Origin of the sequence: Streptomyces musisoli (genome assembly GCF_016741855.1) — a bacterium.
Taxonomy (GTDB): domain Bacteria; phylum Actinomycetota; class Actinomycetes; order Streptomycetales; family Streptomycetaceae; genus Streptomyces; species Streptomyces musisoli.
The window spans coordinates 768,183-782,023 of record NZ_JAERRH010000002.1; the positions used below are offsets into that span (position 1 = coordinate 768,183).

General features: G+C 71.1%; 17 protein-coding genes. 11 read left to right on the forward strand and 6 right to left on the reverse strand.

From position 1 onward, the window contains the following. Window positions 1-104: 104 nt before the first annotated feature. Entirely contained in the window at window positions 105-488 is a 384-nt protein-coding gene (locus JK361_RS41030) for a hypothetical protein (protein ID WP_236052520.1), read from the reverse strand. Between the two features lie 299 nt (window positions 489-787). Here JK361_RS41030 and JK361_RS07140 point away from each other — a divergent pair, with 299 nt between their 5' ends. Further along, window positions 788-1,366, forward strand: a complete 579-nt coding sequence (locus tag JK361_RS07140) for a hypothetical protein (protein ID WP_307787199.1) — start codon at window positions 788-790, stop codon at window positions 1,364-1,366. A 127-nt stretch (window positions 1,367-1,493) separates the two neighbouring features. On the opposite strand, the gene JK361_RS07145 is transcribed toward JK361_RS07140, so the two are convergent. After that, window positions 1,494-2,165 carry a hypothetical protein gene (locus JK361_RS07145; protein ID WP_201814794.1) on the reverse strand — a complete coding sequence of 224 codons (672 nt, stop codon included), beginning with the start codon at window positions 2,163-2,165 and terminating at the stop codon, window positions 1,494-1,496. A 421-nt stretch (window positions 2,166-2,586) separates the two neighbouring features. Here JK361_RS07145 and JK361_RS07150 point away from each other — a divergent pair, with 421 nt between their 5' ends. The 3 genes from JK361_RS07150 (at window position 2,587) to JK361_RS07160 (ending at window position 4,536) form a co-directional block, all read left to right on the forward strand. Continuing rightward, window positions 2,587-3,072: an SUKH-3 domain-containing protein gene (locus tag JK361_RS07150; RefSeq protein ID WP_236052521.1), complete on the forward strand. Its 486-nt coding sequence runs from the start codon at window positions 2,587-2,589 to the stop codon at window positions 3,070-3,072. Between the two features lie 178 nt (window positions 3,073-3,250). Beyond that, complete coding sequence (locus JK361_RS07155; protein ID WP_201814796.1) at window positions 3,251-3,958, forward strand: helix-turn-helix transcriptional regulator; 708 nt, start codon at window positions 3,251-3,253, stop codon at window positions 3,956-3,958. Between the two features lie 32 nt (window positions 3,959-3,990). Then, entirely contained in the window at window positions 3,991-4,536 is a 546-nt protein-coding gene (locus tag JK361_RS07160) for a DUF3291 domain-containing protein (RefSeq protein ID WP_201814797.1), read from the forward strand. Window positions 4,537-4,561: 25 nt separating this feature from the next. Here JK361_RS07160 and JK361_RS07165 read toward each other — a convergent pair whose 3' ends face one another. Continuing rightward, window positions 4,562-5,200: a VOC family protein gene (locus JK361_RS07165; protein ID WP_201814798.1), complete on the reverse strand. Its 639-nt coding sequence runs from the start codon at window positions 5,198-5,200 to the stop codon at window positions 4,562-4,564. 246 nt (window positions 5,201-5,446) lie between these two features. On the opposite strand from JK361_RS07165, the gene JK361_RS07170 reads away from it, so the two are divergent. The 5 genes from JK361_RS07170 to JK361_RS07190 all read left to right on the forward strand — a co-directional run bounded on the left by JK361_RS07170 (window position 5,447) and on the right by JK361_RS07190 (window position 9,607). After that, complete coding sequence (locus JK361_RS07170; protein ID WP_201814799.1) at window positions 5,447-5,734, forward strand: metal-sensitive transcriptional regulator; 288 nt, start codon at window positions 5,447-5,449, stop codon at window positions 5,732-5,734. A gap of 581 nt (window positions 5,735-6,315) precedes the next feature. After that, window positions 6,316-7,674 carry an MBL fold metallo-hydrolase gene (locus JK361_RS07175; RefSeq protein ID WP_201814800.1) on the forward strand — a complete coding sequence of 453 codons (1,359 nt, stop codon included), beginning with the start codon at window positions 6,316-6,318 and terminating at the stop codon, window positions 7,672-7,674. A gap of 46 nt (window positions 7,675-7,720) precedes the next feature. Further along, window positions 7,721-8,086: a rhodanese-like domain-containing protein gene (locus tag JK361_RS07180; protein WP_201814801.1), complete on the forward strand. Its 366-nt coding sequence runs from the start codon at window positions 7,721-7,723 to the stop codon at window positions 8,084-8,086. Then, window positions 8,083-8,826, forward strand: coding sequence for a sulfite exporter TauE/SafE family protein (locus JK361_RS07185; protein ID WP_201814802.1), 744 nt, complete (start codon window positions 8,083-8,085; stop codon window positions 8,824-8,826). The genes JK361_RS07180 and JK361_RS07185 overlap by 4 nt, the downstream gene beginning before the upstream one ends. 205 nt (window positions 8,827-9,031) lie before the next feature. Beyond that, window positions 9,032-9,607: a rhodanese-like domain-containing protein gene (locus JK361_RS07190; RefSeq protein ID WP_201814803.1), complete on the forward strand. Its 576-nt coding sequence runs from the start codon at window positions 9,032-9,034 to the stop codon at window positions 9,605-9,607. Between the two features lie 7 nt (window positions 9,608-9,614). On the opposite strand, the gene JK361_RS07195 is transcribed toward JK361_RS07190, so the two are convergent. Next, entirely contained in the window at window positions 9,615-10,079 is a 465-nt protein-coding gene (locus tag JK361_RS07195; RefSeq protein ID WP_307787200.1) for a nuclear transport factor 2 family protein, read from the reverse strand. Window positions 10,080-10,164: 85 nt separating this feature from the next. On the opposite strand from JK361_RS07195, the gene JK361_RS07200 reads away from it, so the two are divergent. Then, entirely contained in the window at window positions 10,165-10,731 is a 567-nt protein-coding gene (locus JK361_RS07200) for a TetR/AcrR family transcriptional regulator (protein WP_201814804.1), read from the forward strand. A gap of 141 nt (window positions 10,732-10,872) precedes the next feature. Further along, window positions 10,873-11,394 carry a hypothetical protein gene (locus JK361_RS07205; protein ID WP_236052523.1) on the forward strand — a complete coding sequence of 174 codons (522 nt, stop codon included), beginning with the start codon at window positions 10,873-10,875 and terminating at the stop codon, window positions 11,392-11,394. Window positions 11,395-11,629: 235 nt separating this feature from the next. On the opposite strand, the gene JK361_RS07210 is transcribed toward JK361_RS07205, so the two are convergent. Further along, window positions 11,630-12,529, reverse strand: coding sequence for a hypothetical protein (locus JK361_RS07210; RefSeq protein WP_201814805.1), 900 nt, complete (start codon window positions 12,527-12,529; stop codon window positions 11,630-11,632). Continuing rightward, window positions 12,526-13,539, reverse strand: coding sequence for an SPFH domain-containing protein (locus JK361_RS07215; RefSeq protein WP_201814806.1), 1,014 nt, complete (start codon window positions 13,537-13,539; stop codon window positions 12,526-12,528). Before JK361_RS07215 ends, JK361_RS07210 begins: the two co-directional genes overlap by 4 nt. Window positions 13,540-13,841 lie beyond the last annotated feature (302 nt).

The following is a 13,841-nucleotide window of genomic DNA, read 5'->3' on the forward strand; positions in this document are numbered from 1 at the left end:
GGGGAGGGTATCGCTGCAGGTGAGAGGATATAAATCGTTGCAACGATGGCGCCGGTAATGCAATGACTGCGCCTTCGATCATTGCAATGAAGCGACAGTGCCTGTCAGCGGGTCAGCAGGATCGCGGCTGCCGACGTGACGAGCAAGGATGCGCCGCAGAACGCGAGGTGTGAGCGCGGGTAGTCGTACCGCTCGCGTGTCACTCCCTGGTTGATCTCGTGCGCCCACTCCGCGAACAGCTTGCGAGTCGGGTACATGCCGATCGTCAGTCCGATGAGCGCGAACGAACACAGGACAAGCATGTTTTCCAGAGCGAACCCGCGCCATGCCCCGTACTTCACCGCTCCCGTGCCGCACACCACCCAGATGAAGGGGTACACCGCCCAGAACCTCTGGATCGGAACCCATTTCGCCATGGCGGAGCAGTGGAGCACGAGAGCCGCGATGGCCAACAGCCACAGCCACTCCGTGGCAACCGACGTGAGCACGGACTTCCCCCCGAGTCATGTGAACCCGCAGAGGGTAGCAGCGAGGGGCCGGGTAGCCCGGTGGGGGCTCGCCTGCCTGCGCCGCTGCGCGCCGGCCGGCGACTTCGCGCATCGCGCGGGCCGGTGTTGTGTCGGCGGTATGTCACGCGGACGGCAGCCAGCAGGTGATGCGTTCACCCCACCACCGGCGCACAGGCCGGATATCGTGCTGTGTCCCCGGCAAGAAAGGCGACGACGCCATGGACAGGTCTGCCCCCAGGAGCTTGGTCCGTGCGAGCCTCGGGCTGGTCGCAGCCCTGGTGTCGACCGTGCTCTGCGCCACGGCGAGTGGGGCCGCCCCCGAGGACACGGGGGGAGACACGGGAAGGACCACCGCTGCACATGCGAGCAGCGAACGCGGCTGTCCGGTCGTGTACTTCGACCTGGGTGAAACCCTCCTGCACACCGCCGACGACGGCAGCACCGACTATCAGCGGGGTGCGGCCTCCTATCTGCGCGCCCTACGTGAACGACACATCGAAGTCGGCCTCATCACCAATGTTCCGCCCTCCTGGGGCACGACCGACGCCGAGCGTGCCGCCAGGCTGAAACAGGAGGTCGACGCGACGTGGCGGGGTCCGGTTCCCTTCGCCTGGGCGGATTTCGAAGGCCGAATCCTCACTCCGCGCACTGAGGCCGAGCGCAAGCCGGCTCCGATCCTCTGGGAGCGCGCGAAGGCCGCCTCGGGCCGCTGCCGAGTCGTCTACCAGGCGGAGACGGCCGAAGAGGTCGAGGTGGCCGCCACGCTGGGCTTCGTGCCGTACCAGGTCGGCCGACCCCACCGGCCCACGTTCCTTCCGGTGGGGCTGATCGAACTCCTCGGCCGTCGGTCCCGCTGACCGAGGTGGACCGTGCGGGCGCCGGCCGCCGACGCTTCTCGGCCGTCGGTCCCGTTGACCGAGGAGGGCCGTGCGGGCGCCGGCCGTCGACGGTCTCTTGCCCGGCGATCGGCCGTGCGTCGCCCGGTCACTCGCAGCCGCGCCGCCAGTTCCATCCGATGAAGGTGTGCTTCAGCTCTACGTCGAAGTGACAGGAGGCACCGGAGCCGGCGTCGATCCGCACATACGAGTGGTGCGTGTTGGCGTACACGGTGCCGGAGGGGTCGAAGATGCCGGCGTAGGTGAAGGAGGCGTACGCCTCGGAGTTCACCACGGCGCAGTCGGTCGCACAGTCGTCCTTCTCGGACGACGACAGCAGCGACCAACCCGCGTTCCATGGCTCCCGGTTCCACTCCTGGCGGGCCCGGGTGGCGGCGTCCACGACGCGGCCCGAGGCGGTGTCCCAGGTCGACGTGGTGTAGAGGCCGGTCATGCGGATGTTGCAGCAGTCGTACATCTCGTTCCACGTGCGCAGTTGATGGGTGCCCGCAGCGGCGGCGTCCGTACCCGCGCCCTCGACCGCCTTCGTGGCCGAACCGGCCGGCACGTATCGGACCGCTCCCAGCTTCGGCTTGCAGTCGTCGCCGATGGTGACCTGCTGCTGAACCGCCATCCCCGCGGGCGGCGCGGGCAGCGAGCCGGACAGGTTCACGCCCCCACAGGACTTGGCAGTCTGCGCCTCACCGGCGCCCTGCCCCGTCCCGGCGGCCACCGCCGAACCGCCTGACGCGCCTCCCAGGGCGATCGTGGCTGCGAGCACACTTGCAATCCGCCTGGCCAAATTTCCCTCTCCTGCCTACGAGTTCACCGGTGCTGCGCTGGTCGGGGTCATCACTTCTCCGGGTCCAACGTACCGACGATTCGGTCGGACGTCCGGCGTCCGCGCCGCCCCGCGCCTGGCGGTCCGGTGCTTGACGTATGACCGGCGGCTGCAGACAGGGTTGAGGGCGACGAGTTCGGCGACTGCCGAAGCCGTCGATGGCCGGGGGCTGAGGGCATGTACTGGCGACGGCAGCGCATCACCCTGGAACCGGCCGACGCTGTCGAAACCGAAACAGCCGCACCGGAGACCCCCGGTGGCCGGCGTCCTGCGTCACCGGGGTCACGTGATACTCGGAGTGGCGCAGCCGACGGTGAACGCTGCCGCTCCTCGGTGCCAGGGCCGTTCGACGTGGGAGAGTATGGGAACTGTGCACATACTGAAGTCGTCCGAGGCGGTTGACGCCTGGCTGGCCGGTGCCGGGTGGCACCCGGGGCGCCGGTGTGACGACCTCGCCGCTGCCGAGGTGGAGTTCGCTGTCGAGAGTTTCCGCAACGACGGCGGAAGTCTCGATGTCATCGCCCCCGCTCTCTTCTTCCTGCGCGAGCACGTCGGCCTTGTGGCGCCCCGGCGCGCCTCCACCGAGGACAGGGTGATGTTCTACCCGCGTCTCATGTACGTGGGCGCAGCCGAAGACGTCCAGGACATCGCCGACGGACTGGGCAAGAAGGTCTTCCCCGTCGCCCACGACACGTACGACGGCGGGACGATTCTCATCGATGAAGTGGGGCGATTCTTCTACCTGCACCACAGCGGCGGATACTTCCTCGGCAATGACAAGCACTCGGCTCTGATGAGTTATTCGCGGGGGTACCCGCTCGATGATGCGGAGGACTACTACGCCTGAGCATGCGACGGTACCGACAGGGCGGCTGTCCGCAGCGCGCCGCGCACGGAGCCCTGGCGCCAAGCGACACCGGGCTCCGCGACCGTGCGGCCAAGGCGGGTCCGGCGAGCCGGGTGCGGTCCGGTCAGGCTGTGTGTGCCCTTCTATCGCGAACCTGTGTTGTTCCTAGAATGGCCATGTGGAGGACATCGATGCGATCGCGGCGCTACAGGATCCGGTCCGGCGCCGTCTGTACGAGTACGTGGTGGCACAGGGCCGTGAGGTCGGCCGGAACGAGGCCGCCGAGGCTGCCGGGGTGGCGCGCACGCTCGCCGCGCACCACCTGGACAGGCTGACCGAGGCCGGACTGCTGGAGAGCGGCAGCCGCCGCCTTACGGGCCGCTCGGGACCGGGAGCGGGCCGTCCCGCCAAGGTGTACACGCGGGCGCGGGCCGAACGGGCGGTGTCATTGCCCGCCCGCGACTATCGCACCGCCGCCGAACTGCTCGCCGAGGCCGCCGAGCAGGCCGGGCTCGACGCCGGGCTCTGCGCGGCCGCGCGCCGTCGGGGCGAGGCCCTGCGCGGCTCGGCGGCGCCCTGCGGCGGCCTCGAGGAGGCCATGGCGATGCTGGCCGCCCGCGGCTACGAACCGCACCTGGAAAGCGCCGGGGTCGTCCAGGACGCCGAGGGTGCCGAGGCTGCGACCGCCGAGGCCGGGACGGTCGTGCGGATGCGCAACTGCCCCTTCCATGCCGTCGCCGAACGCTTTCCGCCGCTCGTCTGCGGCATGAACCTCGCGTTGCTCGAGGGCCTGTTCGGCACGGACGGTCCCGTCCGCGCCCGCATGGACGCCCGGCCGGGGGAGTGCTGCGTGGTGGTCGAGAACTCTAAAAACAATCTCCATTGACATAGAAAGTGGCCGGGTGCTGGGATGTGACCATGACTGCATCCGTGCATGCCGCCCACCTCGCCCAACTCAACGTCGCCACGCTGCGGCACCCCCTCGACGACCCGCGCATCGCGCCGTTCGTCGAGATGCTCGACCCGGTCAACACCGCCGCCGACGGCACGCCCGGCTTCGTGTGGCGGCTCGTGGAGGAAGGCGCGGCCGACGCCACCGCCCTGCGTCCGGCGGGCGAGGACGTCATCGTCAACCTGACGGTGTGGGAGACCCCGGAGGCGCTGTGGGACTTCACCTACCGCAGCGGGCACCTCGAGGTGATGCGGCGGCGCCGCGAATGGTTCGAACGGCATGTCGAGGCGCACCTGGTGCTCTGGTGGGTCCCGGCGGGCCACCTCCCCACCGTCGGCGAGGCCCTGGAACGGCTGGCGGACCTGCGGGCCAATGGTCCGTCCCCGCGCGCGTTCACCTTCGCCTCCTCCTACACCGCTGCCGAGGCCGCCGAGCACCTTCAGACCGTGCCGCAGGGGCAGCACGTCCAGGGCCGCCCGTTCCGCGAGGGCGACCGGCTGCCGGCCGAGTAGCACGGTCGCAGGCCGGTGGTTCCGCTCAGGCCGTGGCGGCCAGCGAGGACCCGGCGCCGGCTTCCCAGGCGAAGTCGTCCAGGTCGTTGCAGGGGCCGGCGGCGCCGGAGAGCACGATCCGGTGCGATCCGGTGCCCTCGGCGGAGACGCCCACGTCCTTGGCCAGAGCGCGGCGCTTGTACAGAGCGAGCTTGACGTGCCCCGGGTCCGCGGCGAACTCGACGTACTTGCCGCCGAAGCTCCTGCCCACGCTCAGGCCCCGGTCGGCGTAGAACTGCTTGGTGGCCTTGACGTCCTCGACGCCCAGCAGGAGCACGAACTCGTCGAAGTCCCGGGTGACCGGGGCGGTGTCCTTCTTCGCCGACGTCGCGACCTTCAGGATCGTGCCGTCCGGGGCCTGGACGACGCCGCCGTAGCCCCACAGCGACTTCGAGGCCGGCTTGAGGGAGGTGGCACCGGCGTCGAGGGCGGCCTTGATCAGGGCGTCGGCGTTGCCCGGCTGGGACACCACCAGCGACAGTGAGAATCCGCGGAAGCCGGTCGTAGGGTCCCCCGACGCCCGCAGGCGCAGGTACGGCGAGTCGGGTCCGAGGACGGCGGAGTAGAAGCGGGTGGCGGCCGCGAGGTCGGCCACTTCCAGGATGACGGCGTCGATGGAGTTCATGCCTTCGAAGGTAGGGGCGGCCGGGCCTCCGGCGCTTCTCGAAAACTGACCGGTCGAGTGCTCGCCGACCGGCAGCCGTTTCCCGAGAGGATACGGCCGGTGAAGATCGCGTCCGGTCGGCGGGCATCGCGGGGCGCCTCGCCCACGCGCCGCACCCGTACGGGCTGAAGGGGAGGCCCCGAGCGGGGTCGCCGCTTCGCCGGACCGGGACGTAGAGTACCCCTAGGGGTATTGCGAGGAGTGATCGTGGAACTGGAGCTTGAGGGTGCGTCCCTGAAGTCCGTGCTGAACCGGCTGCGTCGCGCACAGGGCCAGATCTCCGGCGTGATCCGGATGATCGAGGAGGGCCGGGACTGCGAGGACGTCGTCACGCAGCTGGCCGCCGCCTCGCGGGCGCTCGACCGTGCCGGTTTCGCGATCATCGCCACCGGATTGCAGCAGTGTGTGACCGACATGGAGTCGGGCCGCAAGAACGGCGAGAACGCGGAGGCGATGCGCGCCCGCCTGGAGCGGCTTTTCCTCTCGCTGGCCTGAGAAAGTCCGGGTGCGGGCCCCCGGGTGTTGCCGGCCTGAGGGACTCCGGGGAGGGCAGCAGGTCACCGGATGGCGGGGCGCGGCTTCGGCTACCGCCGAGACCGGTCCGCTTCGGCTACCGCCGAGACCGGTCCACTTCAACTACTGCCGAGGCCGGTCCACTTCAACTACTGCCGAGGCCGGTCCAGCTTCAGCTACCGCCGAGGCCGGTCCGGCTACGGCTACTGCCGAGGCCGGTCCGGCTACGGCTACCGGCCGGCCCAGAGAGGCTGCGTTCCGACGTGCGGCCCCCGCAGGTGCGGTACGGCGCTGCCGCTGTCGGTCACCTCGCGGATGACCGCCCTTCGCCCGCCCGCACAGATCTGCCCGGCGTGAGCGGGAAACAGCCCGGCTCCGCATGCTGATCAGCCGTCTCCGACCGCCCGGCCCGGCTTCCCGCGAGCCGGGCCCCCGCAGATGAAACTGAACGGCCGGTCCTCCGGTCCAGGTCCTTCCACACTCCCAAAAATACCCCCAGGGGTATCCGTGTATGGTGGTGCGCATACCCCGGGGGGTAATCGCAGTGGGAAGGAAAGATCTCCGTGTTCTTCATCGACGCCATTGACCTCGAGGGCCTCGGCAACCGCAGCTACCTCGCCGGCGGCCGGCGGACGGCCGTAGCCGTCGATCCGCCGAGGGACTTCGACCAAGTGCTGGCAGCGGCCGCGCGTCGCGGAGTGCGGATCTCACACGTGGTGGAGACCCACGTGCACAACGACTACGTCACCGGCGGTCCGGAGCTGGCGCGGGTGACCGGCGCCGCCTACCTGGTGCCCGCCGGGGCCCATGTGTCGTTCACGCGGATACCGGTGGCCGACGGCGACACCGTCACCATCGACGGCGGGCTGCGCCTGCGCGCCGTCGCCACGCCCGGCCACACACCGCACCACACCTCCTACGTCCTACAGGAGCAGGGCGCGCCGGTGGCGGCTTTCACCGGCGGTTCGCTGCTGATCGGCACGGTGGGCCGGCCGGACCTGGTCGAACCGCGGCTGACCGAGCAGCTGGCCCGTGCCCAGCACGCCTCCGCACACCGCCTGGCGGCCGAGCTGCCCGACGAGACGCCCGTGCTGCCCACGCACGGCTTCGGCAGTTTCTGCTCCTCCGCGCAGGCGGACGGGAACGCCACCACCATCGGCGAGGAGAAGTCCGCCAACGCTGCGCTGACCACCGACGCCGACTCCTTCGTCGCGCAACTGCTCGCCGAGCTGGACGACATTCCCGCGTACTACACGTACATGGGTCCCGCCAATGCCGCGGGTCCCGCACCCGTGGACCTGACCCCGCCCGCCGTCGCGGATGCCGACGAGATATCCGCCCGGCTCGCGGCCGGCGAATGGGTCGTGGACCTGCGCAACCGGGTCGCGTTCGCCGAGGGCCACGTCGCGGGGTCCTTCAACTTCGAAGCCGACGGCAAGATCGCCACCTATCTGGCCTGGATGATCCCGTGGGGCAGGCCCGTGACGCTGCTCGCCGCATCCCCGGAGCAACTGGCCGACGCACAGCGCGAACTCGTCAGGGTCGGCATCGACCGGCCCGCGGCCGCCGCGACCGGTTCACCGCGGGAATGGCTGCCCGAGGGTGACCGCCCCGCCTCCTTCCCCCGCTCCACCTTCGCCGGCCTGGCCGAGCACGGCACGGACGGCATCGTCGTCCTGGACGTACGGCGTGACTCCGAGCGGGCCGCCGGCCACATCGAGGGCTCCGTCCACATCCCCGTCCATGAGTTGCACAAACGGCTCGGCGAGGTGCCCGCCGGCACCGTCTGGGTGCACTGCGCAGGCGGAATGCGGGCCGCGATCGCCGCCTCCCTGCTGGACGCCATCGGCCGGGACGTCGTGGCCGTCGACGACGGTTTCGATGCCGCCGAGACCGCCGGCCTGAACGTCGTATCCGGCTGAGCCGACGAGTCCGGACAACCGGCAGAACCCTCCGAGAGGTTGTGTGATGTTCCTTCTCCGTCGTAGCGCGGACCGTGTCACCGTGGACGAGGCCCACCGGCGCACCCACGGGCCCGACGCCGTAGCCGTCCTGCTGGACGTACGCGAGCAGGTCGAGTGGAGGGCCGGGCACGCCCCCGGGGCCGTCCACGCGCCGCTGTCCCGGCTGACCGCCGGCGCGGCACTGCCCGGCGCGGCCCGGGCACGGCCGCTGGTGGTGATCTGCCGCAGCGGGCACCGCTCACGGCAGGCCGCCGCACTACTGGCCGCACGCGGCGCCGACGCCGTCGACGTCACAGGCGGCATGCGGGCGTGGGCCGCTGCCGGTCACCCGGTCGTCGACGAACGCGGGAACAACGGCTCGACAGCATGACCGCCCTGATCCTCGCGCTCCTCGCCGGTGCCGTCATCGGCCTGGCCCTGGGCGGTCTAGGCGGAGGCGGCAGCGTCCTCGCCGTGCCCGCCCTGATCTACCTGGTCCATTTCACTCCTGCGGAGGCGACGACGGGCGGTCTGGTCATCGTCACCCTCACCTCGGTCACGGCATTGACCGCCCACGCCCGGGACGGCAACGTCGCCTGGCGCACGGGGCTGCTCTTCGCCGCGGCCGGCATCGTGCCCGCGATGATCGCCGGAGCGGTCTCAGGCCATCTGCCCGCCACGGTGCTGACCGGTGCCTTCGCGGTGATCGCCGGGCTCGCCGCCCTGCGCATGCTGCGGCCGGCGCGCACCGAACCGTCCGGCACGGTGCACCCCGGCAAGGCCGGAGCGGCCGGCGCCGGGCTCGGCACCGTCACCGGGTTCCTCGGTGTCGGCGGCGGTTTCCTCGCCGTTCCCGCACTGGTGAGTGTGCTGGGACTGACCATGCGCCGGGCGGTCGGCACCAGCCTGCTCGTCATCACGATCAACTCCCTGGCCGCCCTCGCCGCCCGGGCCGGCACCGGCATGCACCTGGACTGGGCGGTCATCGCACCGTTCACCGCGGCAGCGATCCTGGGCGCCTGGGACGGCAAACGCCTGTCACACAGACTCAAAGGCACGACACTCCAGCGGATCTTCGCCCACGTGCTCCTCGCTGTCGCCGCCTTCATGCTCGTCGATGTGCTCGTCTGACCATGTCGCCCGAGTTCACGGACCGAGCCGACAGGGCCAGGCCGGAGAGGAAGAGCTTCTCCTGGCACCCGCACAACTACGCACGGTCCGCACCGGCTTCCGGCGCCCGCCGGATCAAGTTCCGCGACCACTGCTCACAGACACCCCACGGGACACAAGCGCTCCACCGGTCGGGGCACCTCAACACCAAGGAACGACATCAGCCATGAACACCCCCGCCACTCTCGACCCCCGCCAGGCCCGCAGCCGCCTGCACGAACTCACCGTCATCGACGTCCGCGCCCCCGGCGAGTACGCCGACGGTCACATCCCCGGGGCCCTGAACATCCCCCTGGACCAGCTCGACCGGGCGCTGCCCGACATCCGTACCGCGGCCCGGCGCGGCGAGATCCTTGTCGTCTGCGCCTCGGGCGTCCGCTCCGAGAACGCGTGCCGGACACTCGCGGAGAACGGCATCCACACCGCCACGCTCGCCGGAGGCACAAGTGCCTGGGCCGCCCAGGGCCATGACCTGCACCAGGCCGACGGCACTCGGACCACCACATGGGGTATGGAGCGCCAAGTCCGTCTCGCCGCGGGTTCGTTCGTCCTGCTGGGCCTGGCGCTGGGCGAGGTGGTTCACCCGGCCTTCCGGCTGCTGTCCGCCGGCATCGCGGGCGGCCTGGTCTATTCCGTCCTGACGAACACGTGCGGCATGGCCGCCGTGCTCGCCAAGCTCCCGTACAACCGCCCCCGCACGGCCGACCTGGACGCGGCACTCGGCCGCCTGCGCGGCAACTGACCAGACGTCAGGGCCGATCGCGCGGTCCGGCGGCGCCGCCGTCCCCCGGCACCGGCGCTCCGGCGCCGGCGACTCCCGAGTCGTCCATGTAGTCACGGACTCGTGTGATCAGTCCGTCGCGGACCTGGAGTATCAGGAGGCCGGGGACGGTGAACGTGGTGGCCTTGGTCGTCAGTGTTCCCACCACGACGTGCTCAGCGATGATCACCTCTGGATCGGCGGTGTCGTAGGCCGCGATCCTCCTGACCTCCCGCACCCGGGCGGGGCTGGCCCCCCAGGCCGCCCGGTATCCCGCGCGCACGGCCTCACGCCCCTCGTAGAGCGGGGGGAAACCGGGAAAGGCGAAGGGGAACTCGTGGACCGCGTCCTCGGCATAGAGATCGGCGAGATCGTCCGGGGACTTGTCGAGCATGGCCTGGTAGTAGCGGCTCAGCACCTCATGAGGGGTGCGAGCAGCGTTGTCCGGATGCACAGTGACCTCCCGTTCGCTCAACACTTGTTGACCCACTCACCGTAGGGCCGGTCGCCAGTTCGGTCAACGGCTGTAGAGTGAATAGATGTCCACTCCTCGCCAATCCCGCGCCGACCGTCGCCGAGCGACCGAGGCGCGCATCCTGGACAGCGCCCGCGAGTTGTTCGCCGAGAAAGGATTCGAGCGCACCACCATCCGCGCCGTGGCTGCCGCCGCGAGTGTCGACCCGGCTCTGGTCATGCAGTACTTCGGCTCGAAGCGGGAGCTGTTCACCCAGGCTGTACAGGCGTTCCCCGCCCCGCTGACGGCCACTGACACCGACGTGCTCGTCGATCAGTTGCTGGCCTCGCTCGGTCTCAAGCTCGGCGGACTTCCCGAAGGCACGCTGGCGATGATGCGGTCCATGCTCACCGATCCGGCGGCAGCCGATCATGCCCGTGCCGCTCTGGGCCGGCAGATCGAAGGCGTCGGTGCCGCGCTTCCCGCTGCCGAGGATCCCGAACTGCGCGCCGCGCTGGTTGTCACGACGTTGCTGGGCGTCACCATCGGCCACCAGCTCCTCGGCTTGGCCCCCCTTCGTGAGGCGCCCGCCGATCGCATCGCCGCGTTGCTCCGCCCGGCCATCAAGGCCCTGGCAGAACCGCCGGAGTGAACACGGTGCAACCGATACCGGGAGCAGGGAGCGCGGCAGGTTCTCAGGGGCGCCGCCTGAGCACCTTGGGGGGACAGCCGTCCAGGTTCGCCCTCGAGCCTATCTGGTGCTGCTGTCACGGGATGGCCCAAGCTGGCGCGCATGGATTGGTTGCCACTGCTCTCCACCCTCGCCGGGGCCGCGATCGGCATCGTCGCCACTCTCATCGCCGACCGGAACCGGTGGAAGCGCGAGGATGCCAAGGACGCTCGTCGGCTGCGGCTCGACGTCTACACGCAGTACACCACCACCGTGAAGGTCCTCGGCGAGACCCTGCGGGCCCTCGCCCGGCAAGGGCACCCTTCCGGCGACGAGCGGTCACTTGCGCTGCGCGAGGCCTTTCGCGATTCGGGCCTGGCCGTCGCATCGGAACGGATGTGGCTCATCGCGCCCGAACCCGTCGTCAAGGCCTCCAACAGCGTGTTCCACTGCCTGCGACGCATCTGCGACGGCTACATCGACGGCACCGCTGTCGGCAGTCCGGAGGATCACGCCCGCTGGGAGGCGCGTGGCGAAGCAGCCGCCGACATGCGCAGGCTCATGCGTGAAGACCTCGGCGTAGGCCCGCTCACCGAACGTCACAGCCCCCGTCCGAACGACGAAGGAAACCCCGCCGCGCAGTGATCGTGGCCGTGGCACCGACGCCAGGAGACGGGCAGCCGCAGCAAATGCCCGACTCTCACGCTGCCGCCTGCCGCCTGCCGCCTGCCGCCTGCCGCCTGCCGCGTGCCGCCTGCCGCGTGCCGCCTGCCGCGTGCCGCCTGCCGGCACCGGTCACGGTGAGGCGTGAAGACGGACCCACCGAGGTCTGCCGCCGACTCGTCGCCGGCATGACGGCTGGGCCGGGCGGCCGGCGCGTTCACGTCACCAGGCGCAGCGACGTCGCCGCGATGCCCAGCCGTACGCTCTGGCCCCACGTCAGCTCCAGGGCGTCGGTCTCCATCCCGTCCCCGAAGACCACCATCCGGTCCGATTCCACGGTCAGCCGCAGTCCTTGCCCCGGCCCCAGCTCCCCGGCGACCCTCGACGTCCCGGTCGCGGGCGATGGCCAGGCCTCGCGCACGAACCACAGGAGCCGCGGGTCGCGGGGCGCGGGCATCGGCACGGTGCTGCCGCGCTCCAGCCACAGGGAGCGGAGCCACCCGGTGGCGCCCGTGCCGGTGCCGACCAGCACCCCGGAGGAGGCCTGGGCCTCGCCCGGGTCCGTCCCGCCGTCGCTGCCCAGGCGGTAACGGGCCGTCTGGTGGCCGGGCGGACCCAGGTAGATCTCGTTCAGCGCGAGGAGGCGCTGGGTGTCGTCGGCGACGGCCTCGACCATCGTCAGTTCCTCCGCCCGGCCCCCGGCGGCGGTCGCGGCCCGCAGCAGGGAGGCCGCGTCGCCGCAGCGGTGCCGGACCAGGACACCCGGATTGCGCCCCGGGTCGGTGTCGATGCCCACCACCGGCTGCCCGGAGAGGTACTTCGCGGTGTTGGCGACCAGACCGTCCTGGCCGACCACGACCACCACGTCCTCGGGGGCGAACAGGAAGCGGTCCAGGTCCGCCCGCTCCACCGTGGAGCTGCGCCAGGTGAGCGGCACCGCCGACGCCACGTCCCGCAGTGCCTGCCGCGTGTCGTCGTGGCGGCGGGCCACCTCGTCGATCGAGCGGCCCCGGCTGGAGAGGAAGAACGCGGCCTGTCCGTGCGTCCCGTGCCGGGCGAGCAGTTCCTCGTACTCGGTCCTGCGGTGCACGAGCACCGCACGCGGCGCCAGGCTCACGCCTCCTCCTGGCCTTCCGGACGCCCGAGCCTGGCCAGGAGTCCGGTGAGCACGTCGGGGGAGAGCGTGACGCTCTCGATCCGCGGCAGGTTCTCCGCCAGCCGGGTCGCCGCCAGGGCGTGCAGCGTGGCCGGGTCGACCTCGCCGTGCACCCGCAGCCAGGCGGCCTGCGCCTCGGCGCGCGCCGCGCCCGTCGCGCGTGCGGCCTCGGCGTCCGCGTGGGCCAGGCGGACCTTGCGGGCCGCCTCGGCCTCGGTCCGTACGCCGTCGGCCGCCGCCTTCTCCTCGGCTTCGCGCCGCGCGTTCGTGCCGCGCTGGTCGACCAACTGCTCCTCGCGCCGGGCCAGTTCGATCTGGCTGGCCAGCTCGTTCTCGGCGATGGCACGCTCGCGCTCGACGGCGACGGCCCGCCGCTCATAGGTGGCCCGGTCCGCCTCCTGCTGGATCTGCTCGCGGGCCGGGGTGCGCAGGGCGCGCTCCACCTCGGCCTCGGGCCGGATCGCGACGACACGCACGGCCACCACGTCGATGCCGGTGGCCGGGAGGCGGGGCTCGGCGGCGAGGCCGGTGGCGACCCGTTCCCGCACGGAGGCGACGCCGTCCACCAGGGCGACGGCCAGTGGGGTGCGGGCCAGTACGTCCAGCGTGTGCTGCTGCGCGGTCTCGGTGAGAAGGGTGGCGATCTGCTCCAGGGGTGCGCCGCGCCACTTCCCGCTGTCCGGGTCCACGGAGAAGTCGAGCCGGTTCGCCGCCTCGGCCGGGTCGCTGATCCGGTACGTGACGGTGGCCTGCACGGTGACGTCCTGGAAGTCGGCGGTACGGGCGTGGAACGCCATGGCCAGCTCCCGGTCGTCGACCGGCACTTCGGAGAGCGCTGCCGACAGCGACCGGTACCAGAAGCTGAGCCCCCGGCCGTCGTGGGCGAGTCGGCCGCGCTTGTGGTGGCGGATGTGGGCGGTGGGTGCGGAACGCAGATGGCGCCATCCGAAGCGCCGGGTGATGTCGGCCATGGTGGACCCCCCTTGATTTCGTCAGCGAGACGATAATGGAGAGTGTCGATCTCGTCAACAAGACGAAAACTGGTCGATCGGCCGGCCGTCACCTGGAGGGAGCTGCTCCATGGGGGACGGCTGGGGTGGAGGGTGCCCCGCGCCTGTTCCACCCTGCCGCAGTCCTGGCCGCAGGGCTCGTGAACAAGGCCCTACAAGTCCACCTGGCATCCGGACTCGTGTGGCGCCGGCCTCACCGACGGGGGCCTGCGACCCCTGGGGTCCGGACTCGTGTGGCGTCGGCCCCACCGACAGGGGCCGGC

Bases quoted from the DNA above. Each gene is read 5' to 3' on its own strand.
- JK361_RS07150 (WP_236052521.1), top strand. From the start codon at position 2,587: ATGGGAACTGTGCACATACTGAAGTCGTCCGAGGCGGTTGACGCCTGG.
- JK361_RS07160 (WP_201814797.1), top strand. From the start codon at position 3,991: ATGACTGCATCCGTGCATGCCGCCCACCTCGCCCAACTCAACGTCGCC.
- JK361_RS07165 (WP_201814798.1), bottom strand. From the start codon at position 5,200: ATGAACTCCATCGACGCCGTCATCCTGGAAGTGGCCGACCTCGCGGCC.
- JK361_RS07180 (WP_201814801.1), top strand. From the start codon at position 7,721: ATGTTCCTTCTCCGTCGTAGCGCGGACCGTGTCACCGTGGACGAGGCC.
- JK361_RS07185 (WP_201814802.1), top strand. From the start codon at position 8,083: ATGACCGCCCTGATCCTCGCGCTCCTCGCCGGTGCCGTCATCGGCCTG.
- JK361_RS07190 (WP_201814803.1), top strand. From the start codon at position 9,032: ATGAACACCCCCGCCACTCTCGACCCCCGCCAGGCCCGCAGCCGCCTG.
- JK361_RS07200 (WP_201814804.1), top strand. From the start codon at position 10,165: ATGTCCACTCCTCGCCAATCCCGCGCCGACCGTCGCCGAGCGACCGAG.
- JK361_RS07205 (WP_236052523.1), top strand. From the start codon at position 10,873: ATGGATTGGTTGCCACTGCTCTCCACCCTCGCCGGGGCCGCGATCGGC.
- JK361_RS07215 (WP_201814806.1), bottom strand. From the start codon at position 13,539: ATGGCCGACATCACCCGGCGCTTCGGATGGCGCCATCTGCGTTCCGCA.